Raw genomic sequence first — 26,385 nt, 5'->3', positions numbered from 1 at the left:
TTAGCTGATACAGCATTTGTGAAAGTGCCCAGCCACAGACTGGTGGCTGCTTCGTCTGCCTTTTTCACGTTGAAGGGGACGTCCATCCTTGGGACTCAAACCAAAACAAAGCTGCCACTTTTCCCCCTTAAAGCCGCCGAGCCGTAGGGAGTGGGAGCAGACTCGAGGCAGGGACGCCGAGAGAGCTGAATACGTGGTTGGACCCGCGTATGAAGCGGTCTGCGGCAAACGACCGGAGGCGAGGGTACCCGCAGGGCGGCGTCCAGGGGGGGGCTTCTTTGCCTGGGAGGCCCCGCCTACTTTCTTGGCCATCAAGAAAGTAGGGCGCATGCAGGGGCGCCCCCCTGCGTATAAATGCACTATCAAATCAAAGAGGAGTGTGAGAATTGCACTCCGCCATTCTTAGCCTCAGGCAGAACAACTCCCCCCAGCGGCGCCAGCCAATCTCTCCTAACTCGCCATCGGCAACCAGATCCTCACCCTCAATCCCCCCGACGCCCGGTTCTCCAGGCTCAGGCGGCCGCCGTGGGCCTCGGCGATTTCCCGGCACAGGGCCAGGCCCAGGCCGGTGCCGCCCTTCTTGGTGGAATAGAAGGGCAGCAGCGCTTGGGTCAGCACGGCTTCGCTCATGCCGCTGCCCTTGTCGCAGACCTCCAGGCAGTGCCAGCCGCCCTGTTGGCGGATGGCCAGTTCCGTGTCCCTGGGGGCAGAGCCGGCCTCGGCGGCGTTCTTCAGGAGGTTGACCAGCACCTGGGTGAGCTGGGCAGGGTCGGCCCAGCCGTGGTCACAGGGCAGGGCCTCGCGGACCCGGAAGGGCACCAGATCCTGGAGCTTGGAGAGCAGCGGCTGCCATTCGATGACCTCCTGGCGGGGGTTCGGCAGCCTAGCGAAGCGCACATAGCCCTGGAGGAAGCGGTGCAGGTGTTCGCTGCGCTCGCTGATGGTGTCGAAGATCTGGGTCAGCAGGGCGGTGTCGGGGTTCTGCAGCAGTTGGCGGCCTGTGTTGGCCATGGAGGCGATGGGGGCCAGGGAGTTGTTGAGCTCGTGGCTGATGACGCGAATGAGCTTCTTCCAGGTGCCCACTTCGGCCCGGCTCAGCTCCCTGGTCAGCTGCTTGAAGAGGTAGAGCTGGTGGCGCTGGCCGTTGAGCTGGAAGCGGCTGCGGGACAGGTGCCAGATCTCCGGGTCCGGCTCCTGGGGCAGGGTGAAGAGGCCGTCCTGGGGGGCGGCTATGGCTTCCAGCAGGGCCTGGGGGCAGGCCGTCAGTTCGGCCAGGTGCAGCCCCGTGATGGCGTGGCCGCCGGCCAGCAGCTGCTTGGCGGCGGGGTTGGCGTAGAGGATACGCTCCTTGTCGTCGCAGAGCAGCAGCGCCATGGGCGAGCTCTGCAGCACCGTATCCAGCATCAGCTCGCGCTGGTAGATGTGGGCCCGCTCGGCGCTCAGCCGGATGGCCGACTCGTTGTAGAGGGCCGCCAGCCTGGCCAGTTCGTCATGGCCCCGGTAGTTCAGGGACACCGAGAAGTCGTTGTCCTTGAAATTGAGCAGCCCAGTGGTGAGGGCGTCCAGGCCCTGGTTGAGGCGGGCCGTGACCAGGCGGCCGAGGAAGAGCCCGGCCAGCAGGGCGGCCAGCAGCCCCAGTTGCAGGCTGAGCCAGGGCGGCCAGCCCAGTTCCAAGAGCAGACCGGAACTGCCGGCCAGGGTCAGCAGGCTGGCCAGCAGCACCAGCGACAGTTTGGCTTCCAATGTCATGGCGGCGCTATCCCGTATTTTTCCAGGCGCCGGTACAGGGCCTGGCGGGACAAGCCCAGGCTGCGGGCCGCCTCGGCGATGGAGGGGGCGTCCTGCAGGGCCTGGCGCAGCTGGGCCTCGTCCGGCTCGAAGGCGGGCCTGGGGCGGCTGAGGCGCGGCGCCGGCAGGTTGAGATCGCCGGCCTCTATGTGGTCGCCCGGGGCCAGCAGGGCGGCCCGCTTGAGGCAGTTTTCCAGCTCCCTGACGTTGCCCGGCCAGTCATGGGCCTCCAGGGCCCGGCAGGCGTCCAGGCTCAGGGGGCGGCCGGCCAGGAAGTGGCGGGCCAGGGGCAGCACGTCTTCGCGGCGCTCCCGCAGGGGCGGCAGGCGCAGCTCTATGACGTTGAGCCGGTAGTAGAGATCTTCGCGGAAGCTGCCGTCGCGGATGGCCACCGGCAGGTCGGTGTTGGTGGCGGAGATCAGCCGCACCTGGGCCTTGCGGGTCTGGGTGGAGCCCAGGCGTTCGAACTCGCCGGTCTGCAGCACCCGCAGCAGCTTCATCTGGCCGGAGAGGGACAGGTTGCCTATCTCGTCCAGGAAGAGGGTGCCGCCGTCGGCGGCCTCGAAGCGGCCGATGCGGGTCTTGGTGAGGCCCGTATAGGCGCCCGGTTCGGCGCCGAACAGCTCGGCTTCCATCAGCTCCAGGGGCAGGGCGCCGGCGTTGACCCTGATGAAGGGGCCGCCGGCGGCGCTGGAGTTGCGCTGGATGAGCTCGGCCACTTTTTCCTTGCCGGCGCCGTTGGGACCCGTGATCAGCACAGGCACCTCGGCGCGGGCCACCTGGGTGGCCATCTCCGCCAGCCGCTGCATGGCGTCCGACTGGTAGATGAGGCCCGCCAGGTCGAATTTTGCCGCCAGCTCCAGGCGCCGTTTGGAGAGGGCGCGCTGGCTGGCCTGCTGCTGCTGGCTCAGTTCGGCCAGTTCCAGCAGGTTCTTGACGGTGGCGATCAGCTTGGTGTCGTCCCAGGGCTTGCCCTGGTAGTCGGCGGCGCCGGCCTTGACCAGGGTCACGGCCGTCTCCAGCTCAGTCCAGGCGGTGAGCAGTATGATCGGCAGGTCAGGGTGCTGGTCGCGGATGGCGAAGAAGAGGGCCTTGCCCTCTTCGCCGCTGGTGGTGTCCTGGGTGAAGTTCATGTCCTGGATAACCAGGCTGATGTCCCCCTGGGCCAGCCTTGCCAGGCCGGCCTGGGGGGTCAGGACGCTTTCGGCCTCCAGGCCGTTGACCTTCAGCAGCAGGCCCAGGGCCAGGCCCACTGCCGGGTTGTCATCGATGATGAGAATGCGATCCATAGTGCCTTTTTAAACGCTCCTTGTGGCCGTGGCCGGCGGGATCTGCGCCGCCTTGAAGGCGGGCAGCAGCGCCGACAGCTGGCCCAGCACCACCAGGGCGCCAAGGGAGCCAAGGAGGTAGCCCAGGGGCAGGGCCGGCAGCTGGTAATGCTGCACCAGAAGCCGGTTCAATGCCAGGGCAAGGCCTGTGCCCACCAGGGTGGCCACCACCGAGATGATGCCGTTCTCCACCAGGAAGTAGCGCACTATGGCCGCCTTGGTGGCCCCCAGGGCGCGGCGGGTGCCCACCTGCTTGCGGCGCTGGTTGACCCAGAACACCGTCAGGCCTGTGATGCCGAGCGCGGTGATCATCGCCAGTATGGTGATGCAGGCCTTGAGCACACCCACCATGACGATGTCCTGGGCGTAGACCCTGTGTTTCCACTCGTCCATGGTGCGCACCGTCAGTATCACCCTGTTGGGATCGACCTTGAGCAGCAGATCCTGCACCTTGCCCATCACCTCGGAGCGGCTGCCGGCCTTGGTGCGGATCAGGTAGTGGGGTATCACCAGGTCGGTTATGAAGTCCGGGGTGATGACGGCGTTGCCGGCGTGGTTCCATTCCGGCCAGCTGCCCAGCATGGTCTGCACCACCCCTACCACTTCCATCAGGCCGCTGTCGCGGGTGATGGACTGGCCGATCGGGTCCTTGCCGGGGAAGAGCTCGTCCGCCAGCTGCTGGGTGATGATGACGGCCGGGGCGTCCTGGGTGTAACCGTAGGCGGAGACATGGTAATCGGCCGGGGTGAAGTCGCGGCCCTTGACCAGCTTGAGTCCCATGACGTTGAGGATGTTGGTGCCGCCGTTGAATACGGCGGCGGGGACATGCTGGCCGTCCGGATTTGCGTCGGCGGTGCGGAAGCCGGAGGAGGAGCCGCTGCCGGACATGGGGATCTGGTTGATGAGGGTGGCGTCGATAACGCCCGGCAGCTCGCGGATCTTGTCGAGATCCTGCTGCACCTTGCCCTGGTCCAGGGGCTGCTTGACGCTGGGGTAGGCGTTGAGGCTGAACAGCTCGCTGTCGGCCATGCCGGTGGGCCTGGCTATCAGGGCCTGGCGTTGGTCGATGATGGTCAGGGCGTTGCTGACGATGGCCAGGGTCAGGGCCATCTGGATGACGACCAGCAGGGCGCCGACCTTGTTGCGCCACAGGGCGCGCAGTATGGGGCCTGTATGCCACATGATCCTTCTCCTTACTGGGTCTTGAGGTAATAGGCGGGGTTGGTACGGCCGACGCGCCAGGCAGGGTAGAGGCCGGCCAGCAGGCTGGCGAGGATGGCTAGGCCGACGGCGGCCAACAGCATCACCCAGTCCATGCGGGCCACCTTGTCCACCTGGCCGGGGATCAGGTGATCCAGGCTGGTCAGGCCGAGCAGGGTCAGGCCTATGCCCAGGACGCCGCCCATCAGGCCGATGCAACCGCTCTCGATGAGGTGCTGGGCGAAGATGGCGCCGCGGCTGGCACCCAGGGCCCGACGTACCCCTGCCTCGGGGGCCTTGCGCAGGAACTTGGCCAGCAGCAGGGCGACGGTGTTGATGACGCACACCAGCAGGAAGGCCAGGCTCAAGAGGCTCAGGGCCCTGCTGTCATTGCTGACCACCTGGTTGATCTTCATCCACTCATCGGGATGGCTGAGGGCAAAGCTGGGGGTACGCTTGCTTGGGAAGCGGCCGTGGGCCTTTTGCTGGGCTATGTAGGCGGTCAGGAACTGCTCGTAACGGGCCTTGGCCTCGGCATCTGGCAGCTCCACCCAGAATTCCAGCCAGGCCAGCTCCGAGCCCAGGAAGCCCTCGTAGGTGTTCAGGTCCTCGTGCTTCCAGCCGTTGGTGTTGCCCCAGGTGTCGATCTTCAGGGTGCGGTGCAGGCCGAAGGGCATGTACATCTCTTCGACGTCGTTGAGGGCGCCGTTGGAGACGTCGTAGACCTTGGGGGTCATCTCCCAGTTGTCGATGACGCCGACCACTGTGAAGGGCTTGCCGTCCATCAGCATGGTGCGGCCGACGCTGTTGTCGCCGTGGAAAAGGCGGTCGTTGAGGGCCTTGCCCAGCACCACCTGGAAAGTGGGCTGGGTGTCGGCGTCCTTGCTCCAGGGGCCGCCGAAGAGGAAGGGCACCTTGAAGAGGCCGAAGAAGTCCCGGCCCGTGACCCTGGCGTCGGCCAGGTAGGCGGGAATGTCGCTGTTGGGGACCTGGACGGCGCCGCCGAAGCGGTGCATGGCGGCCTGGCGCACCGGTATGTCGGAGCGCAACAGGGCGGTGGCGTCCTGGTAGGTGAGCAGGTCAGGCAACTGGTTGGCGGTGTTGCTGTAGGGGTTGTCCGGGCCCCAGGCATCCAGCTGCACGGCGTAGAGCACGCCGTTCTTATCGCTCAGCGGGTTCTTGGACATCATGTACTGGAGGGTCAGGGTGGTCATGGCCACACCCACTCCCACGGCGATGGCCAGCACCATCAGGGCGGACATCACCGGGGTCTTGCGGATGGACAGCCAGGCCAGTCGGAAATAGTAGGCAAACATGGTCAGCTCCTCAGGCGCGGCGGGCCTGGTCGAAGGCGAAATCGGACACCTGGCCGTCGACGATCTGGATGTTGCGCTGGGCGCGGCGGGCCAGATCCGGGTCGTGGGTGACCATGACGATGGTGGTGCCGGCCTGGTTGATGGTCTCGAGCAGCTCCATCACCTGGCGGGCCATCATGGAGTCCAGGTTACCTGTGGGTTCGTCCGCCAGCAGGAAGGCGGGCTTGCCGGCCAGGGCCCGGGCTATGGCGACGCGCTGCTGCTGGCCGCCGGACAGCTGGGACGGCAGGTGGTGGCGGCGGGCGGCCAGGCCGACCCGCTCCAGGGCGTCCTCGATGCGGGCCTTGCGTTCCTTGGCGCCAAAGCCGCGGTAGCGCAGGGGCACGTCGACGTTGTCGAAGAGGTTGAGGTCGGGGATCAGGTTGAAGCCCTGGAAGATGAAGCCGATCTTCTCGTTGCGCAGGCGTGAGCGATCGCTGTCGCTGAGGTTGGACACGTCCACCCCGTCCAGCATGTACTTGCCGCCGTCGAAGCTTTCCAGCAGGCCGGCGGTGTTGAGGAAGGTGGTCTTGCCGGAGCCGGAAGGCCCAGTGACGGCCACGAACTCCCCTTCCTTCACCTCCAGGCTGAAGTCGCGCAGGGCGTGGGTTTCAATCATCTCGGTGCGGTAGATCTTACGGATCTGGTCCATCTGCAACATGGTTATGTCCCTCTTATTCGGTGATCAGGAGTGTGTCCGCCTTCTTGAAGCGGCTGGTGTCGGAAATGATGATGGTGTCGCCGGCCTTGAGGCCTTCGAGGATCTCCACCTGCTTGAGGCCCATGGCGCCCAGGCGTATGGGGGTACGGATTGCCTTGTTGCCGTCCAGCTTGAAGGCGTAGCGGCCGCCGTCTGCGTCCACGAAGGCGCCCCTGGGCAGGGCCAGCACCTGGTTGCGGCTTTCCAGCAGGATGCGGGCGGTCAGGTGTTGGTTCTGGCGCAGGTTGCCGGGGCTCTGGCCCTTGAAGCGCAGCCGCGCCGTAACCTGGTTGCCGATGACTTCGGGGCTGATGGCGGCCACTTCGCCCTGCCAGTCATTGCCGTTGACGTTGACCACCACCGGCATGGCCAGGCCCAGGTCGTCGGCGTAGTTGTCCGGCACCTGCACTTCCACTTCGAAGCTGGACAGGTCGACGACGGTGAGCAGCGCCTGGTGGGCGGTGACGGAGGATTTTTGGTTCAGGGCCAGGTTGCCGACCATGCCGGCCACGGGGGAGCGGACGCTGAGCTCATCGCTCTGGCGTTGCAGCTCGGCCACCTGCAGCGACTGGTGTTCCACCTGCAGCTTGAGGTTCTTGGTCTCGAAGGCGGACATCTCTGTGCCCAGCTCGGCGTTCTGCTGGCTCTGGCGGGCGCGCAGCTTGGCACGGGCCAGCTCGTCCTTGGCCTTCTCGTAGTCGATCTGGCTTATCACCTGCTTCTTCCAGGACTGTTCGGCGCGGCGCATCTCGCGGTCCGCCGCTTCCAGGTCCACCTTGGCGAGATCGGCGGCTTGCTGGTTTTCCAGGGTCTGGCGCTTGGCCTGGATCTGCTGGCGTTCCAGCTCGCCCTGCATGCGGGCCAGGTTGGCTTCTTCCTGCTTGAGGTTGGAGGTCAGGGAGGGGCTGTCCACCTGGGCTATGACCTGGCCTTCCTTGACGCTGTCACCGGCCTTGATCTGGTAGGTGACTATGCCCTGGGCCGGGCTGTAGAGGGTGGGGCTGTTGGCGGCCACCACCCGGCCCTGGACGCTGATGTCGCGCTGGATGTCGCCCAGGGTCACCTTGGCCAGGCGCAGATCCTGGCGGGCGGCCACGGCGTCGGCGCTGGCGCTGTCCCGCCAGCCGGTGATGGCCCAGCCGAGGCCGGCCAGCAGCACCAGGGCCAGGCCTGTGCCCAGCCATTTCTTGTAGGGGCGCCGGTGCTGGATCACTACGTCCTGCCCGGAAGTGTCTTTGATCATGGGGTCCTCCTTGGTTACAGGACCTATATCAAAGACCGTGCCAAACATTTAATCATTGATAAATAAGGGCTTTTTAAATGGTCGGACGGCGGACACTGTCCGTTTTCACTGTCCGCTGTCCGGCCTGGGGACATCCGGTCAGGCCGGACAGCGCCTAGACGTCGCGCTTGCGGCGCTTGCGGCTGTGCTCGATGAGGTGGTCCATCATGATGCCGGCGATGTCGAGGCCGGTGGCCGCCTCTATGCCTTCCAGGCCGGGGCTGGAATTGACCTCCAGCACCAGGGGGCCGCGGTCGGAGCGCAGCAGGTCCACCCCGGCGATCCCCAGGCCCAGGCTCTTGGCCGCCTGCACCGCCAGGCGCCGCTCCTGGGGGCTGATCTTCACGGCCCTGGCCTCGCCGCCGCGGTGCAGGTTGGCGCGAAAATCCCCGTTCTTGGCGATGCGCTCCATGGCCGCCACCACCTTGTCGCCCACCACCAGCAGCCGCAGGTCCCGGCCGGCGGACTCCTTGATGTATTCCTGCACCAGTATGTTGACCTTGACCCCCATGAAGGCCTCGATGACGCTCTTGGCGGCCTGGGCCGTCTCGGCCAGCACCACCCCTATGCCCTGGGAGCCTTCCAGCAGCTTCAGCACCAGGGGCGCGCCGCCGACCATCTCGATGAGGTCGGGGATGTCGTCCGGCACATGGGCGAAGGCGGTGACGGGCATGGGGATCTGCTGGGCGGTGAGGATCTGCAGGGCCCGCAGCTTGTCCCTGGAGCGCTGCAGGGCGGCGGCGGACACCGGCGTATAGACCCCCATGGCCTCGAACTGGCGCAAGAGGGCGGCGCCGAAGAAGGTGAGCTCGGGTCCCACCCTGGGCATTACGGCGTCGAAGGCCGGCAGCACCTGGCCCTTCTGGTGGATCTGGGGGCCGTTGCTGTTGAGGCTCATGTAGCAGCCCACCGGGCTTACCACCATGGCCTCCATGCCCCGCTCGGCGGCGGCGGCCAGGAGGCGCTGGGTGGAATAGAGTTCGGCCTTGGCGGACAGTATGGCCACACGCATGGGGGCTCCTTGGTTGCGATGGGTCGCCGGCCGGGCTGCCCGGCGGCCTTGCCATCTTAGTCTGCAACGACCGCGGCGGGGAGCGGGTGCGCATGATTTTCCTGGGCTTTTGGCCTAGCTGCGGCTCACCTTGCCCAGCTCACATCCCATCACACTTTTAGTGCCCCGGTGCCTTGACGTTAAGGTAAGCTTGGCCCTTCGATTCGTCCCTCATCATCAAAGGTAAGGCTCATGAAGAAGCGATTGGCTGGCGTCCTGGTTGGCGCGGCGGTACTGGGCACTGTCGGCGGCTGCCAGAGCAACGTCGCCGTTGCCCCCAAGGCGCAGCAGCAGAAGGTGGATATCGGCATCGATCTCAGTGCCATGGACAAGGGCGTCAAGCCCGGCGACGACTTCTACGGTTATGCCAATGGCAACTGGATGAAGACCACCAAGATCCCGGACGACCGTTCCGCCACCGGCTCCTTCCTGGAGGCCTTCAACGCCACCGAGACCCATAAGGCGGCGCTTATCGCCAAGCTGGTCAAGGAAGCCCACCCGGCCGGCTCCGATGACGCCCGCATCGCCGACTTCTACCACGCCTATGTGGACACCCAGGCCATCGACGCCGCCGGCATGAAGCCGGTCCAGGCCGACCTGGCCCGCTACGCCGCCATCAAGGACAGGCACCAGCTGTCCCAGGTGCTGGGCGCCAACCTGCGGGTCGACGTGGACCCCCTGAACGCCACCAACTTCTTCACCGAGAACCTCTTCGGCCTCTTCGTGACCCAGGGCCTGGCGACCCCGGGTGAAGTGCTGCCCTACGTGCTGCAAGGGGGCCTGGGCCTGCCGGAGCGTGAGTACTACCTGTCGGCCGACCCCAAGATGCAGGCCATCCGCACTGCCTACCGCGCCTATATCGAGACGCTGCTGAAGACGGCCGGTGTCGACGACGCCGCCCAGCGCGCCGACCGCATCTTTGCCCTGGAGATGAAGATCGCCAAGGCCCACGTCAGCCGTGAAGACAGCGAAGATTTCGCCAAGTCTTCCGGGATCTGGAGCCGTAAGGACTTCGACAAGAAGGCCCCCGGCATCGACTGGCAGGCCTTCTTCGCCGCCGCCCATCTCGGCCAGCAGCAGCGCTTTGCCGCCTACCACGCCGGCTCCATCCCCGGCCTCTCCGCCCTGGTGGCCTCCGAGCCCCTGGCGGCCTGGAAAGACTGGCTGGTATTCCACCAGATCAACAGCCACGCCGACGTGCTGCCGAGCGCCATAGACCAGGCCCATTTCGCCTTCTACGGCACCACCCTGTCCGGCACCCCCAAGCAGCGCAGCCGCGACAAGCGCGCCCTCTCTGCCCTGGATGAGTACCTGGGCGACGCCGTGGGTGAGGCCTATGTGGCCAAGTACTTCCCGGCCTCCGCCAAGGCCAGGGTCAAGGCCATGACCACCCAGATCATCGACGCCTTCCACCACCGCGTGGAGTCCCTGGACTGGATGGCGCCCTCCACCAAGAAAGAGGCCCTGGCCAAGGTGGAATCCCTGGTGGTGGGTGTGGGTTACCCCGACCATTGGCGTGACTACAGCAGCTACCAGGTGAGCGCCGACAACGCCTACGCCAACGAGATCAACGGCGAGAAGGTCCGGACGGCCCAGCAGCTGGCCAAGGTCGGCAAGCCCCTGGACAAGGGCGAGTGGTGGATGAACGCCCAGATCGTCAACGCCGTCAACCTGCCGGTGCAGAACGCCCTCAACTTCCCGGCCGGCATCTTGCAGCCGCCCTTCTTCGACCCCAAGGCCGATGACGCCTACAACTACGGGGCCGTGGGTGCCGTCATAGGCCACGAGATCAGCCACAGCTTCGACAACAACGGCGCTGCCTTCGACTCCACCGGCGCCATGCGCAACTGGTGGACCAAGGCCGACTTCGCCCGCTTCGCCAAGCAGGGTGAGGCCCTGGCTGGCCAGTTCGACAGCTACCAGCCCTTCCCGGACCTGCATGTGAACGGCAAGCTGACCTTGGGCGAGAACATCGCCGACGTGGCCGGCCTGGCCGCCGCCTATGACGCCTACAAGGCGTCCCTGAACGGCAAGGCAGCCCCTGTCATTGACGGTTTCACCGGCGACCAGCGCTTCTTCATCGGCTTCGCCCAGACCTGGGCCACCAAGATGCGTGACCAGGCCCTGCGCCAGCGCGTCGCCACCGACGGCCATGCCCCCGGCATGTACCGTGCCCTGACGGTGCGCAACCTGGATGCCTGGTACAAGGCCTTCAACGTCAAGCCTGGCGACAAGCTCTACCTGGCCCCGGAGCAGCGGGTAAAAGTCTGGTAAGAGACTGATATAAAAAAAAGGCAGCCTGGTGGCTGCCTTTTTTGTGGCCCCGACGCTTTGCCGACCTCGCCGGCAGCGCTCAGTCGTCGCTGCTGTCGTCCGGCTCGTCGAAGCGCTGGCCGGCGCTACGCAGCTGCAGCCAGTCGTCGCAGACGGTGAAGACCCTTTTCTTCTGATCGAGGAGCCGCTGGTACTTGGCCCAGACCTTCTCGAGGGGGGTCACGGGAGGGCGGCTACCCTGGCAGACGGCCAGGAACTGGTGCTCCTCGGCCGTGGCCGGGCTGGTGAGGCAGGAGGCCAGGGCCTGCAGGCTCTGGCCGTGGGCTTCCAAGAGGTTAGCCTCGGCCTTGGTGAAGTCGCCGCTGCGGGCGAAACCGTGGGGGAAATGCTTGTTGTCGGAAAAGCGTTTTGTGCTGATAAAGCTCTGCATCGTCAACCACCTCCAGGGCACTTTCGGGTTGGAGTATTGGCCATGCCCTGGGGTGGGTAAAACGAAACATTTTTATCGACGGCATAAGCGCCGTTATTGGTCGCCGACGCTGTCGCCAAGGGCGTCCTTGAGGCGCTCCAGCTTGGCTTTGACCTTGGCCCTGTTGTCCGGCCCCATGCGAATGAGGATCTTCTGGATGGGCTTGAGGTTCTCCAGGGCCGGGTCGGCAAACTGGTAGAGCACCTTGGGCTGCTTGAGCTTGATGGGGTCGGCCGGATCCGGGGTGTCCAGGGCCAGGTCTATGATCTGGTTGAGGCTGCCCTGGATGCTGTCGTCGCCCAGGCCCAGGGTGGCGAAGGCCTCCTTGAACAAGGGCGCAAAGCGGTCGATGAAGGCCAGCAGCTTGGTGTCGTCCATGCCGACGAAGGCCTGCACATAAGGGTCGAAGCGGTGGTAGCTGTCGCTGTCGAGATAGAGGGTCTCGCCGTCGCGGACCACGGCGAAGGGCTGGTCGGGGGAGGCGATGACGCGCTGGCGTTCCGGCAGGTAACCCTCGACGGCGGTGGTGAGGATCTGGGTGAACTTGTCGATAAGGCCGGCCTGTTGGATATCCACGGGGCTCTTGGCCGGCAGCATCTCGCCAAGGGCGGCGCGCACCTCAGGGTCGCTGTCCTTGAGGGCCGGTAGCGGCGGCGCTGCTGGCGCCTGGGGCTGGGTTTGGGCCGGCTCAGGCTGCACCTCTTCGGCGGCGGGCTGCGGCTCAACCTTGGGCTGTGGCTGTGGCTGGGTCTTCTGCTCCACCACGGGCGGCGGCAAGGGGGCTTCTTCCTGCTTGGGCGCCGGCGCCTTGGGCCAGAAATACCAGGCCAGGGCGCCGAGGATAAGGACTGCGGCCAGGATGAGGAAAGGTTTGCTGGAGGCGCCGTCTTTGGGGGGACGGGTTTGGGGATCGGCTTGCATTATGGCTCCTTACCAATACTGCTCGACTGTGACATGGCCGGGTTGGCGGCGCAGGTTCTTGTTGAGGCCCTTGCCGGCCAACAGCTGGAGGCTGTCGCGGATCATCTCGGGGTTGCCGCAGAGCATCAGCTGGCAACCCTTATCCAGTTTGTCACCCAGGGCGGCTTCAAGTTCACCGCTGGCCAGCAAAGCGGGTAAACGGCCACGCAGGGCACCGGCCAGGGGCTCGCGGGTCACCACCGGCTGGTAACGAAGCTGGGGCCTGGCTGCCGCCAGGGCCTCGATCTCGGCCTTGTAGGCAAGGTCTGCGGCAAAGCGCACCCCGTGCACCAGGTGGATGCGCTTGAAGCGCTGCCAAGGGGCTTCGGTGCCCAGTATGGACAGGAAGGGGCCTATGCCGGTGCCCGTGGCCAGCAGCCAGAGGCTGTCGCCGTCCGGTACCTCGTCCAGCACGAAGAAGCCGCTGGCCGGCTGGCTGACCTGGATGTGGTCACCGGGCTTAAGCAGGTGCAGGCTGGGGGACAGCTTGCCGCCCACCACAGGCGTCACCAGAAAATCCAACAGCTCGGCACCGGGGCTGTTGACCAGGGAATAGGCCCGCTGGGCCCGGCCTTCTGGCAGGTCCAGTCCCAGGCGTACAAACTGGCCGGCCACAAAGTCGAAGGCCGGCGCCTTGACCTTGAGGCTGAACAGGTTGGGGTTCCACTGGTGGTTTTCCACCACCTTGGCGTCTAGCCACTGCGCCATGCTGCCTCCTAAAGCCAGGACCAGGGGGTCTTGTATATGGCTACCCCGACAATATAGATAAAGACCAGCACGGCTCCCAAGGCGGCCAGGGCCCGCCCTCTGGTGCTGCGGCCGCGTTTGATGGCAATGGTGCCGAGACCGATGTAGAGCAGCAGGCCCAGCAGTTTGGCGGTCAGCCAGCCGTCCTTGAAGGGATACTGGTGGATCAGCAGCATCAACCAAAGCCCGGCGGCCAGCAGCAGGGTGTCGATGACATGGGGGGCGATGCGGGCCCAGCGGGGCAGGCTGGCCGGGTTCAGTACGGCGCGGCTGGCGCGCCAGACGAAGAAGAGGATGGTCACCAACGCCAGGGCCTGGTGTATGGCTTTGACCAAGCTGTAGGTCATGGCGAACTCTGTGGCGGAAGCCTTGGCCAGAGGCTAGCACGCGGCCCATTTTTCCAGCAAATAGAAAAGCTTGCAGACTTCCTTCCATTGAGGTTTTATGTTGCGGTAGTCAGCCCATCGAGTACCGCATGAAGTTCCTTCTTCTGTTTTTGATTGGGTGCCTCAGCTCAACCGGCGCCTGGGCAGAAAAGGATCTCTCCCCCCTCATCACGCAAGCGGAAGCGGCAATGCAGCAGCGGCACTACCAGCAAGGTGCCGAGTTGCTGGCGCCCCTGGCCAGCCGTGACCTCAGAGGTCTATCGGATTTCGACCGCGGCCGTTATCTCTGCCTTAAGGCTGATGTCACCGGCCGCCTTGAGCGCAAGATGACAGAAGCCTCTGCACTATTAAATCAAGGGCTTGATCTTCTGGGGCAGGAAGAACCCAGTATCCAGCTGGTGGATTGCCTCCTGCTCTATAGCCGGCTCCTGAGCGGTCTGGGGTTGTTACGAGAAACCCTAGCCGCCAATGGCAAGGCCGTGGCGCTGGCCACAGAATTGGGTGATACAACCAGGCTGGCAAGGGCTTTGGGGGAGAGAGGTAATAGCCTCAAATACCTAGGGCTTTTTGCCGAAGCAGAGCCTTTGCTGACCAAGGCTGCCGCCTTGGCCAAGGTTAATGGTGATATCTCCACCCAGCTCAGTGCCAATTCCGATCTGGTGACGGTCAGAAACAGCCTGGGCCAGGACAGCCTGGAGCTGGCTCTTGAAAACAATGAATTGGCCCGCCACTCACCCTATGTGGAGGACAGGGCCAAGGCCGCCTTCACCCTGGCCAACGTCCAAGTTCAACACCAGCACTATGCCGAGGCATTGGACGCTGAGCTGGCCGTTTATGAAGAGTTGGAGCAGAGGAGCAACCTTGCTTGGCAAGGTACGGCAGCCAGCAATGTGGCCGAGAGCTACTTGGCGCTGGGCGATCTCGATAAAGCCGATTTCTACGTCAATATCGCCCTGGATAAGTTGGCCAAGGCCAAGCTGGTTCGCCAGCGCATGTCAGCCCTGATGACGGCGGCGGGCATCGCCGCCAAGCGTCACGATAAGGCACGTCAGCAGGCCATGCTGGAGGCCGTCATTCAGGCCAGGGGCTCCGATGACAGCCCTTACCAGAACAAGGTTGCCGCCCAGGCGCAAAAGGCCTTGGCACAGCTGACCGAGGGCGAGGAAGCTAAATCCCATTGGCAGGCCTACGCCAGCCTGATGGCGGCGCGTCTCAAGGAAGCCGAAGACGCCAAGCAGGTCCTTTACAAGGAGCTGTACCAAAAGCCGGTGGAGGCGCCGCTTGCCGCCAAGCCCGCATCGGCCAAGGTGCTGCTGCTGGCATTGGGCATCGCCAGCCTGGTGTTGGTACTCTGGCTGTTGGTCTTTTGGTTGTGGTATCGGAGCCGTGGCCAGCGGCACTTGCTGGAGCGGCAACTGGGGGCCTGGGCTCATTCCCGGCTGCCACAGGTGCACTTGACTCTGGCCAGGCTGACAGAACTCTTGGGGGCGGGCCGGCCCTGCCGGCTGCTCTATTTCAAGCCGCATTTTGAGCGCCACCCCGTCTATGAGCAGGGTTTCCGTCATGGCAGCCGGCTGCAGCGGCAGCTGGGGGATTGCCTGAAGTCTTTGTATCCCCAGGCATTGCTGTTGGGGGAGCCGGACAGCTTCAGCTACCTGGTGGTATTGCCGGCAGGAGAGGAAGGGCAAGTGGCCGGCCACTTCGAGGAACTACGCCAGGCCCTGGGGGAGCTGGGAGCAGGTATCACGGGCTTGCACCTGGCCGCCCTGGATTTTCCCTGCTTCCCGCAGGTATCCAGGCTGACCGAGATGGGGCCCCTGGCAGAACTCCTGTTGCTGGGGTTGCAGCTGGCCGGTGAGCAAGGGGCTTATGGCTGGGTGGAGCTGCGCCCCTTGCCCCTGGCGGCCGGAGCCCTCAATGCCGAGGACAGCCGCCAGGCCTGGCTGGAGCAGCTGGGCAAGGGTTATCTCAAAGTGAGCCTGGGTCCTGATACTGACTTGACGGCGCAGCCAGATTGGGCTTATCTGGCGCAAAGATTATAACCTTCAAGAGCTTATGCAGCGATTTGCAGCCTGGCTGCTGGCCCGTCTCGGCTGGCGCATCCAAGGCCAACTCCCCGACTTGCGCCAGTACGTGCTGGTGGCCGCCCCCCATACCTCCAACTGGGATTTCGTGCTTGGCATCCTGGCCCGCAATTCCCTGGGGGCGCCCATCCGCTTCCTCGGCAAGCATCAGTTGTTCCGCTTCCCCTTCGGTTGGTTTTTCCGGGCCCTGGGTGGCTACCCAGTGCACCGGGACCGTAGCAACCAGTTGGTGGACCAAGTGGTGGGTTATTTCAGCAGCCAACCCGACTTCGTGCTGGGCCTGGCCCCGGAAGGCACCCGCAGCCCGGTCAAGCGCTGGAAGCTGGGCTTCTATCACATCGCCAAAGGGGCCGGCGTGCCCTATGTGCTGGTGGGTTTCGACTACCCCAACAAACGTCTCCTGATAAACGACCCTCTCTGGCCAACAGACGACATGGCGGCGGATCTGCAGCGCATTACCGATTTTTACGGCCAAGTACAAGGTCGCCACCCCAAGGTCATACCAGAGCTTTTGGGCTACAAAGGTAGGCCTTGATCCCCCTAATGTCAGGTGACAGACAGTAAAAGCTTTCCATACTTGGTAAGCCTTTACTTACAAAGGGGAGACTGTCCATGAAAATCATAACCAAAGAAACGCTTGCCCTTACCCTCGCCGCCCTGACCCTCACCGCTTGCGGTGGTGGTAGCGGTGGCGACACCACGGCACCCAACAGCGCCGTCCTGTCCATGTCCATCGGCGATGCGCCTGTGGACGGTGCCGACAAGGTGGTGGTGACCGTCAACAACATCATCCTCAAACGCGACGGTGACACCGACGTGGTGCTGCCGGTCCAGGATGCTTCCGGTAACCCTGTCCAGCTGAACCTGCTGGACTACCAGGGTGGTACTACCTTCCTGGCCCTCAATAACGTGACCATTCCCGCCGGCACCTATACGGACGTGCGCCTGGACATCAACGATCTGACCACCAGCGCCAGCTACGTGGAAACCGGTGACGGCATCTTCGAACTCAAGGTGCCCTCAGACCAGCTCAAACTGGGCGGCTTTACCGCCAGCGCCGGTGGCCAGCTGGCCTTCACCATCGACTTCAATCTGCGCAAGGCCATGACCTACAATCCCGGCCCGCAGCGTTACATCCTCAAGCCTCGCGGCATCAGCCTGGAAGAGAGCGCCATTCTCGGCAAGATTGACGGCACCGTCGATCCCGCCCTGGCCGAGAGCTGCAACACCGGCACCGACACCAACTACGGTTTCGTCTACCTCTACAGTGGCCATAACCTGACCAACCTGGCCGATGACTTCGACGCCGGCGCCGCCGGTGCCCCGAGCGACGCCAGCATTCCCGTGGCCTCCATGGCCGTGACCCTGCAGGACGATGGCAACCCCAGCACCACAGACCCTTACGGCTACCAGTTCGGCCTGCTGATGCCCGGCGACTACACCCTGGCCTTCTCCTGTGACGGTATCAACGACCAGCCGGAGACCTACGAGGGCCTGACCATTCCCAACCCTGCCGGCCTGGTCTATGAGCTGAGCCTCACCGATGGCGGCGATGTCGTCCAGGACATAGCCCCAGTGGCACCCTGAGCATCCCCTTGCCGCCGACGCGGCTTTGGCCTAGCATGCCCCACCAATTCGGTGGGGCATTTTTATGACGACAGCGGCGCTTCTTTCCATCCTCGACTCGGTACTGATCCAGGGCCATCCCCTGGACAAGGCCTTCGCACGGGTGGATTTCGGTAAGGACAAGTCCCAGGCGGTCCAGGCCGCTCAGCACCTGGTGCGTTATGCGCGCCGTTACGGCGCCCTGGCTGGCCGTCCCTGGCCTCTGCGCAAGGGCGACCTGCCAGCCGTCCTGGCGGCCTGGTCTGCCCTGGAAAAGCCGGCTTTGACGCTCAAGGTCAAGCCCCTGGTGCTGGATAAGGCCGAAGTCGCCGCCGTCAAGGCAGACCCCACCCTCTGGGAAAGCTACCCCGACTGGCTCTATGCCCTGATGGCACAGCGGTTGCCCAACTGGGGCGAGCTGGCCAAGGCCCTCAACAAGCCCGCCGCCCAATACCTGCGTGTCAACAGCCTCAAGACCGACGCCAGGAGCCTGCAGCGGCAGCTGGCCGCGGAGAAGGTGGAAGCCGACATCATCGACACCGGCTGCCTCAAGCTCAGGCGCTTTGCCAATGTCTTTCGCACCCAGGCCTTCAAGGACGGCAGTTTCGAGCAGCAGGATTGGGGTTCCCAACAGGTGGCGGCCTGGCTGGATGCCAGCCCAGGCATGACGGTGATCGACGCCTGCGCCGGCGCCGGCGGCAAGACCCTGGCCCTGGCCGCCCAGATGCAGAACAAGGGCCGGCTGCTGGCCATGGATATCTTCGACGGCAAGTTGCTGGCGCTGCGCAAAAGGGCCCGCCGTGCCGGCGTCCACAACCTGGAAACCCGCCTTATCGAAGGGTCGGCCACCATCAAGCGCCTCAAGGGCAAGGCCGACCGCCTGCTGCTGGACGTGCCCTGCTCAGGCCTGGGGGTGCTGCGCCGCAACCCGGACTGTAAATGGACCATTGCCCAGGCCCATATCGACAACCTTATCGCCATCCAGAAACAGATCCTCGACAGCTACAGCCGCATGCTGAAACCGGGTGGCCAGCTGGTTTACGCCACCTGCTCCCTGCTTCCGCAAGAAAATGAGCTTCAAGTCGCTGAATTTATTGAGAGGAGCCAGGGGCAATTTGTCATGGAAAGGCAACAGACCCTGAGCCCCTTGGACGGCGACACCGACGGCTTCTACATGGCCCTGATCAAGCGTCAACAATAATTGACGACTTTACGTCAGGTTCAGCCAAACAAGGCGTTGCGGCCATCCTGACATTGTCACATTGCGCTGGTAGATTGCGCGCCGTCGGCATGGACGCTGCGTGGTTGATTTTTTGCCTTTTCCTGACTTTTAGGGTGTGCGTAATGCGTTCGCCGTCTTTGCGACTGTTTTTGTTGCTTATGGTGACCCTGGCTGCCGTTGGCCAGATGTCCCAGACCCTCTTCGTGCCCGGCCAGGGCGCCATTGCCGCTACCTTCGGCATCAGCCCCGGCATGACCCAGGGCATCATGGCGGCCTACCTTGCCATGTACGGCCTGTCCCAGTTTGTCTACGGGCCCCTGTCCGACAACTTGGGCCGCCGCCCCGTTACCCTGGGGGGCCTGGTGCTGTTCCTGGCCGGCTCCCTGTTGGCCTGGCATGCCGCCAGCTTCACCATGCTGATCGCCGGCGCCCTGGTGCAGGGCCTGGGGGCAGGTGTGGCCGGCGTCATGGTGCGTACAGTGCCCCGCGACCGCTTCGAAGGCCCTGCCCTGACCCGGGTCAACGGCCTGCTGAGCATGGCCTTGATCCTCTCCCCCATGCTGGCCCCTGTGCTGGGCGGTTTCCTGGTGTCCCACTTCGATTGGCGGGCCTGCTACCTGTTCCTGCTGGGCCTGGGCGGCGCCGTGCTGCTGCTGCAGGCCTGCTGTTTTGCCGAGACCCTGCCTGCCGATCCCGAACCCAGGGCGCCGGCCTGGGTCCGCTACCAGGCCACTTGGCAGAACGCCAATTTCCGCCACCACCTCTGGCCGCTGCTGGCGGTGTTTTCCGGGGTGGTGGTGTTCGAGGCCGCCGCCGGCGTGTTGCTGGGCGAACGCCTGGGGCTGCCCGCTTCCCTGGTCAGCTGGCTCTATATAGCGCCCTTGCCGCCCTATATCGCCGGCTCCTTCCTGGCCGCCTCCCTGGCTCATCGCTGGCGCCACAGGGCCCTGCTGCAACTGGGCACCAGCCTGCTGCTGCTGGCGGCCCTGGCGCAACTGCTGTTGGCCTGGGCCCTGCCCATGAATGCCTGGACCCTGCTTGGCCCCGTGTCCCTCTACTTCCTGGCCGCCGGCCTGCTGGGGCCCGTGGCCACCAGCGGCGCCTTGAGCGACTTTCGCAAAGGCGCCGGTACCGCCGGGGCCCTGCTGGGCGGGCTACAGAACCTGGCGGCGGGCCTGGCGGCGGGATTGTCGAGCTTCATTCCCCAGCATGACGCCCTGCCCCTGGGCGCCTTGCTGACCCTGTTCGCTGTCTTGGCCTGGTGGCAGGCAAGGCGGGTTGGCGAACTTCACGCGCAAGTGGCGAATATCACCACGCCCGCAGTGGAGTCTTCCCAGCAAAGCCTGTAAAAACGGCGTTGTGGCAGCTGGCACGCCAGTTGCTAAAGTCTGTGCAGGACTTTTTCAGGAGGAAAACTGCATATGAAACCCAAGCACATGGTTTTGGCCGCCACGGCCCTGGTTCTGAGTTCAGCCAACTTCAGCGCTTTCGCCTGGTGGGGCAGTGACGAGATCAAGGGCAAGGGCCCCGTCACCGAACAGAGCCAGCCCCTGGATGGGGACGTGGACGAGGTCAGCATCGCCATCCCCGCCAAGGTCACAGTGATGCCCGGCGACGGCAAGATCAGCATCAAGGCCGAAGAAAGCCTGCAGCCTTACATAGAGGTGAAGGTGGAGGGTGATGAGCTGAAGGTGCGCACCAAGCGCGGCTACGACCTCGATCCCAACAAGACCATCGAAGTCCACATCAGCGTCAAGGCGCTGTCCGAACTGTCCCTGGCCGGCCGCGGCGAGGCCAAGGTCGGCGACTTCAAGGGGGATGACCTGAAGCTCGACCTGGCCGGCGCCACCGACCTGACCATGAGCAGCGCCCAGTACAAGCACATCAAGGCCGACATCGCCGGCTCCGGCAGTGTCGTCATCGCCGGCGGCAGTGCCGACAAGCTGAGCGTCGACATCGCCGGCAGCGGTGACGTGGATGTAGGCAAGGTCCAGGGCCGCCAGGCCGACATCGACATCGCCGGTTCCGGCAGCGTGGTGGTGCGGGCCAGCGAGCAACTGGATATCGATATCGCCGGTAGCGGCGACGTGGACTACTACGGCAACCCGCACCTCAAGCAGAGCATCATGGGCTCTGGCGACATCGCCCGCAAAGGCGACTGAGCCGCACCTCTTGCTAGTGGGCGGACGAGGTATGGTCCGCCACTATCTGCCATCTCCCATCCAGCTTGGCCAGCAACAGGGTGAAGAGCCCCTGGGGCTGGTCTTTTTGCCTGTCCAGCTGCCAGTGGCCGAATACCAGGGCGTGCTCCCCCATCAACCGCACTTCCCGGATCTCGAAGCTGAGCCGGCCCATGGCGGCCTTGTCCTGGTAGTGGGCGCGGTAGCGGTCGAAGGTGGCCTGCCAGCCGTAGGTGACGTCGCCGCCTGAGGCAAAACGCAGCTTGGGGCTGTGCCAATAGGGAGCCATGAAGCCGGCCAAATCGCCCTGGCTCCAGGCTGCCGCCTGGCCTGCCAGCAGGGTGCGGATGGCCCCTTCGTCGGCCGTGGCGGCCAGCAATCTGGGACTGGCCAGTAACAGTAGGATTATCATTAGCTTTTTCATGGGCTTCCTTGATTGCAGTCGGATCCGGGCGCTACCATGCCAGCAAAGAACCGGGGACGCCATGTACTACTACATCCTCAGCCTGCACCTGCTGGGCGCCATCTTGGTGGCCGGCGCGCCATTGCTGTCGCTACTGTCGCTGCTTCCCCTTGGCCTGCGCAAGGGGGAATGGCAGCCCCTGGCCGACGCCGCCATCGCCTTCGAGCGCCTGGCCTGGCCTTTGCTGGCGCTGATGCTGGGCTCAGGGGTGGCCCTGACCTGGATGAGCGCCGCCAACGTCAGCCAGCTCTGGTCTCCGGACAACCAGGCTGGCCTGATGCTGCTGGCCAAGAGCCTGGGGACCCTGCTGTTCGCGGGCCTCTGGTGGGGCTGGCGCTACCGGGTACTGCCGCGGCTGGGGCAATGGCCTCCCAGGAAGGTGGTAGCCTACCTGGCGGCCCTGGCCTTGGTGGCCACCCTGCTGGTGCTGGGGGGTATGCTGTATCTGACCGGTTTCTTCCAACCCGAGGGACAGGGACTATGAAGTGGCTCTGGTTGTTGTTGTGCATGCCCGGCCTGACCTGGGCCTCGGCGGTGGTCGACTTGCGCCAGGCCATGGCGCACAGCATGGAGCCCAAATACCGCAGCCGGCTCACCAGCCTGGTGGCGCCGGCGCTGGCGGAAGCCGAGGCCGGCGGCGACCCCAAGGTGTTGGGAGAGGTGCTCTATATCAAGGCCAACATCGAGAGCCGGGTCAGCCGCCACTACCAGCAGTCACTGGCGACCCTGGCCGAGGCGGCCAAGACGGTGGCCGCGCTGGAGGGAGACGACGCCTTCAAGGTGCAGATGGAGATCTGGATAGAGCAGGGCTCCCTCAACCAATATCTTGGGCAGTTCGACCAGGCCCAGCATTATTTCCAATACGCCCTGGACCAGGCCAGCGCCCGCCACGCCAAGCGGGCCGAAGCCCAGGCCCTCTACCGCCTGGGCCAGCTCCAATACCGGCGCAACGACATAGTGCCGGCCCTCAACTACCTGGACGAGGCCAGCCTCAGGCTGCTGGAGGAAGACGATCCCGCCCTGCGCCTGGATATCCTCTCCACCAAGGGCCGCATCTTCCGCCTCAACCATGCCTTCGACAAGGCGCTGTCCTTCCTGCAACAGGCCCTGGCCCTGGCCCAGCAGCAGCAGATGACCAAGGAAGTGCCTGATCTGCTGGTGGGCCTGGCGGTCACCTACCAAGAGCAGGGGGACAGCAACAGTGCCCTGCTGGAATCCCTGCACGCCCTCGATCTGTACCGCGATCAGCACAGGACCCTGTCCGAGGCCAAGGTGCTGCTCAACATCGCCAGCCTCTACCTGGACGACCCCCAGCAGCGCCTCAAGGCTCTGGAATACCTGGATCAGGCGGTGGATATCTACCGCCGCAACAAGGTCAATTTCTACCTGGGCACGGCCCTGTCCATGCGCGCGCCCCTGCTGACCGACCCGCAGGGGGCTGTGGCCGACCTCAAGGAAGCCCTGGGGCATTTCGCCGAGCGGGACGATGTGTCTTCCTGGCGGGAAAGGGAGAAGGCCCAGGAACGCCTGGCGGACATCTACCAGCAGCAGGGCCTGCAGGACCAGGCCATAGCCGCCTTGAGGGCCGCCATGGCCCTCAAGGACAAACTGGACAGCGACGACCTCAAGGACGGTCGCCAGGCCATGGAGCAGTTGACCGAACAGGTCAACCAGTCCGACCGGCTGCGCCAGAGCGAACAGCAGCGCCTCGACCTGGCCAAGGCCGAAGGGCAGTGGCGCCTCAGTGCCCTGCTGGCGGCCTTGCTGGCCCTGGCTGCCGCCCTGGCGGCCACCTCGCTGTGGCGCAGCCGCCAAGGGTTGCGCCTGGCCCTGGCCGAGGATAGGCAGCGGATGACCCATAATCCCCAGTCCGGCCTCATCAACAGGCTGGGGGTGCCTGCTGCACTGGCGCCCTTGCTGGAGGCCAGCCAGCAGGACCACAACCGCAGCCGCGAGGCTGGGGGCACCGCCGCCAAGCCGCTGGTGCTGGTCAGCCTGGATCCCCATTTCCTGCAACGTTTGCCGCTTCTGGCCGGCAGTGACCAGAGCCGGGAGGCGCTGCACCGCTATGTCGCCCGGCTCCAGACCGCCTGCCAGCATTGCGCCCTGGTGGCCCAGCTTTCCGATCGCCACCTGCTGTTGGTGCTCAAGGATGAAGCCTTTGAATCCGCCGCGCTCTACCGGCGGCTGGCGGATCTGACCAGCCGTTTCGTGGCCGAAGAGGGCCTGGAGGACGGCCGGATGGCGGTGGGCTTCAACCTCTTCCCGACCCTGGCCCAGCGCTCGACGGCGCTGCCGGTGCCGGTGCTGCTGGAGCTGGCCCGTTTCACCCTGGCCCAGGCCGGTGTCCTGCTGGAAGAGACCCGCCAAGGCAGTTGGGTATCCTTGCTGGCCCTGGAGCTGGCGCCGCCCTCGCTGTTGGACGTGGACGATCCCCACCGCCAGCTGCAACAGGCCCTGGACAGGGGGTTGCTGCAACTGCGCAGCGGTCATTGATCCTTGTCAATGGGATGTGAAAAACCCTCGTCAAGATGATCTGACAGTCTGTCTTTTCGGTTAGGCCGAAAGGAAGTTCAGGATAAAACGAAATCAGTGTAACCTAGTGCCGCCCTGTCGCCTGGAAGCCCCCTGAGGGGGCTTGGCCGGCATCGCCGGCCCGCACTCGAGATCTGCCAGGCAGCTGTATTCGCCTACTTCAGGATCCAACACCATGACTGCCTGGTACTTGATCTGTTTTCTCTCGGCCCTGGCCGTGTTCATCGCCTTCACCAACCAATATGTGCTCAAACTGCAGACCACCATCGCCATTACCACTGGCTCAGTGGTGATCTCGCTGCTGCTGATCCTGGCGGTGAAGCTGCTGAACGACCAGACCGCCCTGGCCATCACCGATGTGGTAGGCCACCTCAATTTCAACCAGCTCCTGCTCAAGGGCATGCTGGGCTTCCTGCTGTTCGCGGGGGCCATCGAGATCGACCTCAAGGCCATGAAGAAGCAGCGCTGGGAGATCACGGTGCTGGTGCTCTTCTCGACCCTGGCCTCCACCTTCATGGTGGGTTACCTCAGTTTTTGGCTGCTGGGCGCCATGGGCTGGCCCGTGCCCTTCATCTACTGCCTGCTGTTCGGGGCCCTGATCAGCCCCACCGACCCCATAGCGGTGCTGGCCATCATCAAGCAGATGAAGGCGCCTGAAGGCATCTCCATACAGGTGGAAGGGGAATCCCTGTTCAACGACGGTGTCGGCCTGGTGGTGTTCACCACCATCTTCGCCGTGGCCTTCTCCGGCACAGCCCCCACCTTCAGCGGCGTGGCCGAGCTGTTCCTGACTGACGCCCTGGGCGGCGTGGCCTTCGGCCTGGTGCTGGCCCTGGTTGGCCACTACCTGATCCTTGGCAGCAAGGACGCCAACATCCGCCTGCTGGTGAGCTTGACCATCCCCTCAGCCGGCTTCGCCCTGGCCAACATCATGGACATCTCAGGGGCCCTGGCCATGGTGGTGAGCGGCATCTTCCTCGGCAACGTCACCCGCGCCAAGGCCTCCACAGTGCAGCGCCTGTCCAACCTGCGCTACGTGAAGAACTTCTGGCACGCCACCGACACCTTCCTCAACGCCCTGCTGTTCCTGCTGATCGGCCTGCTGGTGGTGAGCATGCCGGTGAGCTGGGAAGAGATCAGCCTGGGCCTGCTGATGGTGCCGGCGGTACTGCTGGCCCGCTTCCTCAGCGTGGCGGCGCCCTACCTTGTGTTCCGCCAGTTCCGCACCTATGACCTCAACTCGGTGCGCATCCTCACCTGGGGCGGCCTGCGTGGCGGCCTGGGCCTGGCCATGGCCGCCTCCATCCCCAGCGGCAAGTTCATCGTCAACGGCGCCGACCTGCACAGCCTGCTGGTGATCATCACCTACGTGGTGGTGATCTTCTCCATCATAGTCCAGGGCCTGACCATATCGCCGCTGATCGGCAAGAGCATCGAAGCGTCCAAGCAGCGCCAGGGCTAAGGCCGGGCTGGTGCGCCACAGGGGCCCTGCGGGGCCCCTGTTTTGTTAATAAGGTGTTTCTAATCTATTGCCTTTCCCTTCTGTCCTTGGTTCAATAAGCGCCTGATTGCAAAGGAAGGCTCTTATGACTCAAAACACCCAGCTCCATTCGTTCCGCTTCAAAGGCCAGGGCGCCGAATTTTTCGGCATCTGGATCGTCAACCTGCTGCTCTCCATCCTGACCCTGGGCATCTACTCCGCCTGGGCCAAGGTGCGTACCCACCGCTATTTCTACGGCAACACCGAACTGGACGGCGACCACTTCGAATACCTGGCCACCCCCAGGCAGATCCTCATCGGCCGCATTGTCACCGTGCTGGTGCTGCTGCTGTGGGGCTTTGCCAACAACGCCAGCCCGATACTGGCCATGGTCCTTGGCCTGCTGTTCGCTGTGTTGATGCCGGTGCTGGTGGTACGCAACCTGCGCTTCGACGCCAGGGTGACCCGTTTTCGCAATGTGCGTTTCGACTTCGCCGGAGGCTATGGCCCTGCCTACGCCAACCTGCTGGGCAAGCCGCTGGCGGGCTACCTGGCGGTGGGGCTTGCGGTTACCCTGGCGGCGCTGCTGGGGGGTGTTGTCGGCCCCGGCCTGGCCGTGGTGCTTGCCGTCTTGGTCGGTCTTTTGGGCATGGTCTGCATCTACGCCTGGGTTAGCTCCTCCATGGCCCAATACCTGATGAGCGGCTACCGCTATGGCGACAAGGCCTTCAGTGCCGAGGTGGCCTTTGGCGAATACTTCAAGATTGGCGCCTTGGCCGCGTTGATCGGCATCGGCCTGATGCTGGCCATAGTGACGGTGCTGAGCGTCGTGGTGGGGATCAACGTCGTCGCCGACATGCAGCAGTTGGGTGCCCATGCCAAGGATCCGCAAATGGCCCGCGCCATGATGCCGCTCGTTTTCGGCTTCTACCTGAGCTTCTTCGTGACGGCGCTGTTTGTCTCCGCCTTCGTCAAGGCCAAGGTCCGCAACTACCTCTTCTCGTGCACCCAGATCGAAGGCGGGCTGCAGCTGGTGTCCAACATGAAGCCTCTGTCCTACCTGGGCCTGGTGCTGACCAACCTGCTGCTGGTGGTCTTTACCCTGGGCTTCGGCTCCGCCTGGGCCAGGGTGCGTTATGCCCGCTTCCTGGCCGACTGTACCGCCGTGGAAGGGGATCTGGCCCTGGTGGCTGTGCAGGATCATCAACATGAAACGGACGTGGCCATCGCCGACGAGCTGGCCAGCGCCTTCGACGTCCAGATAGGCGTGCTCTAA

Annotated in this window: 23 protein-coding genes; 11 read left to right on the top strand and 12 right to left on the bottom strand. The window is 64.5% G+C overall.

Going from position 1 to position 26,385, the window contains the following annotated elements; translation table 11 throughout:
* Positions 1 to 450: 450 nt before the first annotated feature.
* The 7 genes from PVT67_RS17415 to rimK form a co-directional block, all read right to left on the bottom strand.
* Positions 451 to 1,749 carry a sensor histidine kinase gene (locus PVT67_RS17415; RefSeq protein ID WP_301495917.1) on the bottom strand — a complete coding sequence of 433 codons (1,299 nt, stop codon included), beginning with the start codon at positions 1,747 to 1,749 and terminating at the stop codon, positions 451 to 453.
* On the bottom strand, positions 1,746 to 3,077 hold the full coding sequence (locus PVT67_RS17410) for a sigma-54-dependent transcriptional regulator (protein WP_301495914.1): 1,332 nt from the start codon (positions 3,075 to 3,077) through the stop codon (positions 1,746 to 1,748). The genes PVT67_RS17415 and PVT67_RS17410 overlap by 4 nt, the downstream gene beginning before the upstream one ends.
* Positions 3,078 to 3,086: 9 nt before the next feature.
* Positions 3,087 to 4,298 carry an ABC transporter permease gene (locus PVT67_RS17405; protein ID WP_301495911.1) on the bottom strand — a complete coding sequence of 404 codons (1,212 nt, stop codon included), beginning with the start codon at positions 4,296 to 4,298 and terminating at the stop codon, positions 3,087 to 3,089.
* A gap of 11 nt (positions 4,299 to 4,309) precedes the next feature.
* Positions 4,310 to 5,632, bottom strand: a complete 1,323-nt coding sequence (locus tag PVT67_RS17400) for an ABC transporter permease (RefSeq protein WP_301495909.1) — start codon at positions 5,630 to 5,632, stop codon at positions 4,310 to 4,312.
* A gap of 10 nt (positions 5,633 to 5,642) precedes the next feature.
* Entirely contained in the window at positions 5,643 to 6,332 is a 690-nt protein-coding gene (locus PVT67_RS17395) for an ABC transporter ATP-binding protein (protein WP_301495907.1), read from the bottom strand.
* A gap of 13 nt (positions 6,333 to 6,345) precedes the next feature.
* On the bottom strand, positions 6,346 to 7,614 hold the full coding sequence (locus tag PVT67_RS17390) for an efflux RND transporter periplasmic adaptor subunit (protein ID WP_301495905.1): 1,269 nt from the start codon (positions 7,612 to 7,614) through the stop codon (positions 6,346 to 6,348).
* Positions 7,615 to 7,768: 154 nt separating this feature from the next.
* Complete coding sequence (gene rimK, locus PVT67_RS17385) at positions 7,769 to 8,665, bottom strand: 30S ribosomal protein S6--L-glutamate ligase (RefSeq protein ID WP_301495903.1); 897 nt, start codon at positions 8,663 to 8,665, stop codon at positions 7,769 to 7,771.
* 231 nt (positions 8,666 to 8,896) lie between these two features.
* Between rimK and PVT67_RS17380 the strand changes: the two genes are divergently transcribed.
* The gene (locus PVT67_RS17380; protein WP_301495901.1) at positions 8,897 to 10,978 is read left to right on the top strand and encodes a M13 family metallopeptidase; all 2,082 of its coding nucleotides are present in this window, start codon (positions 8,897 to 8,899) and stop codon (positions 10,976 to 10,978) included.
* A 79-nt stretch (positions 10,979 to 11,057) separates the two neighbouring features.
* On the opposite strand, the gene PVT67_RS17375 is transcribed toward PVT67_RS17380, so the two are convergent.
* The 4 genes from PVT67_RS17375 to PVT67_RS17360 form a co-directional block, all read right to left on the bottom strand.
* On the bottom strand, positions 11,058 to 11,408 hold the full coding sequence (locus tag PVT67_RS17375) for a MaoP family protein (protein ID WP_301495899.1): 351 nt from the start codon (positions 11,406 to 11,408) through the stop codon (positions 11,058 to 11,060).
* Between the two features lie 93 nt (positions 11,409 to 11,501).
* Positions 11,502 to 12,368 (bottom strand): DUF3014 domain-containing protein, encoded by an 867-nt coding sequence (locus PVT67_RS17370; RefSeq protein ID WP_301495897.1) that lies wholly within the window; start codon positions 12,366 to 12,368, stop codon positions 11,502 to 11,504.
* A gap of 9 nt (positions 12,369 to 12,377) precedes the next feature.
* Positions 12,378 to 13,115: a ferredoxin--NADP reductase gene (locus tag PVT67_RS17365; protein ID WP_301495895.1), complete on the bottom strand. Its 738-nt coding sequence runs from the start codon at positions 13,113 to 13,115 to the stop codon at positions 12,378 to 12,380.
* Between the two features lie 8 nt (positions 13,116 to 13,123).
* Positions 13,124 to 13,501, bottom strand: coding sequence for a SirB2 family protein (locus PVT67_RS17360; protein ID WP_301495893.1), 378 nt, complete (start codon positions 13,499 to 13,501; stop codon positions 13,124 to 13,126).
* 227 nt (positions 13,502 to 13,728) lie between these two features.
* Between PVT67_RS17360 and PVT67_RS17355 the strand changes: the two genes are divergently transcribed.
* The 6 genes from PVT67_RS17355 to PVT67_RS17330 all read left to right on the top strand — a co-directional run bounded on the left by PVT67_RS17355 (position 13,729) and on the right by PVT67_RS17330 (position 20,613).
* Complete coding sequence (locus tag PVT67_RS17355) at positions 13,729 to 15,582, top strand: ATP-binding protein (RefSeq protein WP_301495891.1); 1,854 nt, start codon at positions 13,729 to 13,731, stop codon at positions 15,580 to 15,582.
* A 13-nt stretch (positions 15,583 to 15,595) separates the two neighbouring features.
* The gene (locus PVT67_RS17350) at positions 15,596 to 16,159 is read left to right on the top strand and encodes a lysophospholipid acyltransferase family protein (protein ID WP_301495889.1); all 564 of its coding nucleotides are present in this window, start codon (positions 15,596 to 15,598) and stop codon (positions 16,157 to 16,159) included.
* Between the two features lie 77 nt (positions 16,160 to 16,236).
* On the top strand, positions 16,237 to 17,211 hold the full coding sequence (locus PVT67_RS17345; RefSeq protein ID WP_301495886.1) for a DUF4382 domain-containing protein: 975 nt from the start codon (positions 16,237 to 16,239) through the stop codon (positions 17,209 to 17,211).
* Between the two features lie 64 nt (positions 17,212 to 17,275).
* Positions 17,276 to 18,430: an RsmB/NOP family class I SAM-dependent RNA methyltransferase gene (locus tag PVT67_RS17340; RefSeq protein WP_301495883.1), complete on the top strand. Its 1,155-nt coding sequence runs from the start codon at positions 17,276 to 17,278 to the stop codon at positions 18,428 to 18,430.
* A 206-nt stretch (positions 18,431 to 18,636) separates the two neighbouring features.
* Positions 18,637 to 19,800: an MFS transporter gene (locus PVT67_RS17335; RefSeq protein WP_301495881.1), complete on the top strand. Its 1,164-nt coding sequence runs from the start codon at positions 18,637 to 18,639 to the stop codon at positions 19,798 to 19,800.
* A 72-nt stretch (positions 19,801 to 19,872) separates the two neighbouring features.
* Complete coding sequence (locus tag PVT67_RS17330) at positions 19,873 to 20,613, top strand: head GIN domain-containing protein (RefSeq protein WP_301495879.1); 741 nt, start codon at positions 19,873 to 19,875, stop codon at positions 20,611 to 20,613.
* A 13-nt stretch (positions 20,614 to 20,626) separates the two neighbouring features.
* Here the strand turns inward: PVT67_RS17330 and PVT67_RS17325 are convergent, their stop codons facing one another.
* Complete coding sequence (locus tag PVT67_RS17325; protein WP_301495877.1) at positions 20,627 to 21,055, bottom strand: YybH family protein; 429 nt, start codon at positions 21,053 to 21,055, stop codon at positions 20,627 to 20,629.
* 61 nt (positions 21,056 to 21,116) lie between these two features.
* On the opposite strand from PVT67_RS17325, the gene PVT67_RS17320 reads away from it, so the two are divergent.
* The 4 genes from PVT67_RS17320 to PVT67_RS17305 all read left to right on the top strand — a co-directional run bounded on the left by PVT67_RS17320 (position 21,117) and on the right by PVT67_RS17305 (position 26,385).
* Positions 21,117 to 21,578 carry a CopD family protein gene (locus PVT67_RS17320; protein ID WP_301495875.1) on the top strand — a complete coding sequence of 154 codons (462 nt, stop codon included), beginning with the start codon at positions 21,117 to 21,119 and terminating at the stop codon, positions 21,576 to 21,578.
* Positions 21,575 to 23,590 (top strand): tetratricopeptide repeat protein, encoded by a 2,016-nt coding sequence (locus PVT67_RS17315; RefSeq protein WP_301495873.1) that lies wholly within the window; start codon positions 21,575 to 21,577, stop codon positions 23,588 to 23,590. Before PVT67_RS17320 ends, PVT67_RS17315 begins: the two co-directional genes overlap by 4 nt.
* A 214-nt stretch (positions 23,591 to 23,804) precedes the next feature.
* Positions 23,805 to 25,091 (top strand): cation:proton antiporter, encoded by a 1,287-nt coding sequence (locus PVT67_RS17310; RefSeq protein ID WP_301495871.1) that lies wholly within the window; start codon positions 23,805 to 23,807, stop codon positions 25,089 to 25,091.
* A 124-nt stretch (positions 25,092 to 25,215) separates the two neighbouring features.
* Positions 25,216 to 26,385, top strand: a complete 1,170-nt coding sequence (locus PVT67_RS17305; RefSeq protein WP_301495869.1) for a YjgN family protein — start codon at positions 25,216 to 25,218, stop codon at positions 26,383 to 26,385.

Origin of the sequence: Gallaecimonas kandeliae (assembly GCF_030450055.1) — a bacterium.
Taxonomy (GTDB): Bacteria; Pseudomonadota; Gammaproteobacteria; order Enterobacterales; family Gallaecimonadaceae; genus Gallaecimonas; species Gallaecimonas kandeliae.
This window is presented reverse-complemented; position numbering and strand designations above follow the sequence as displayed.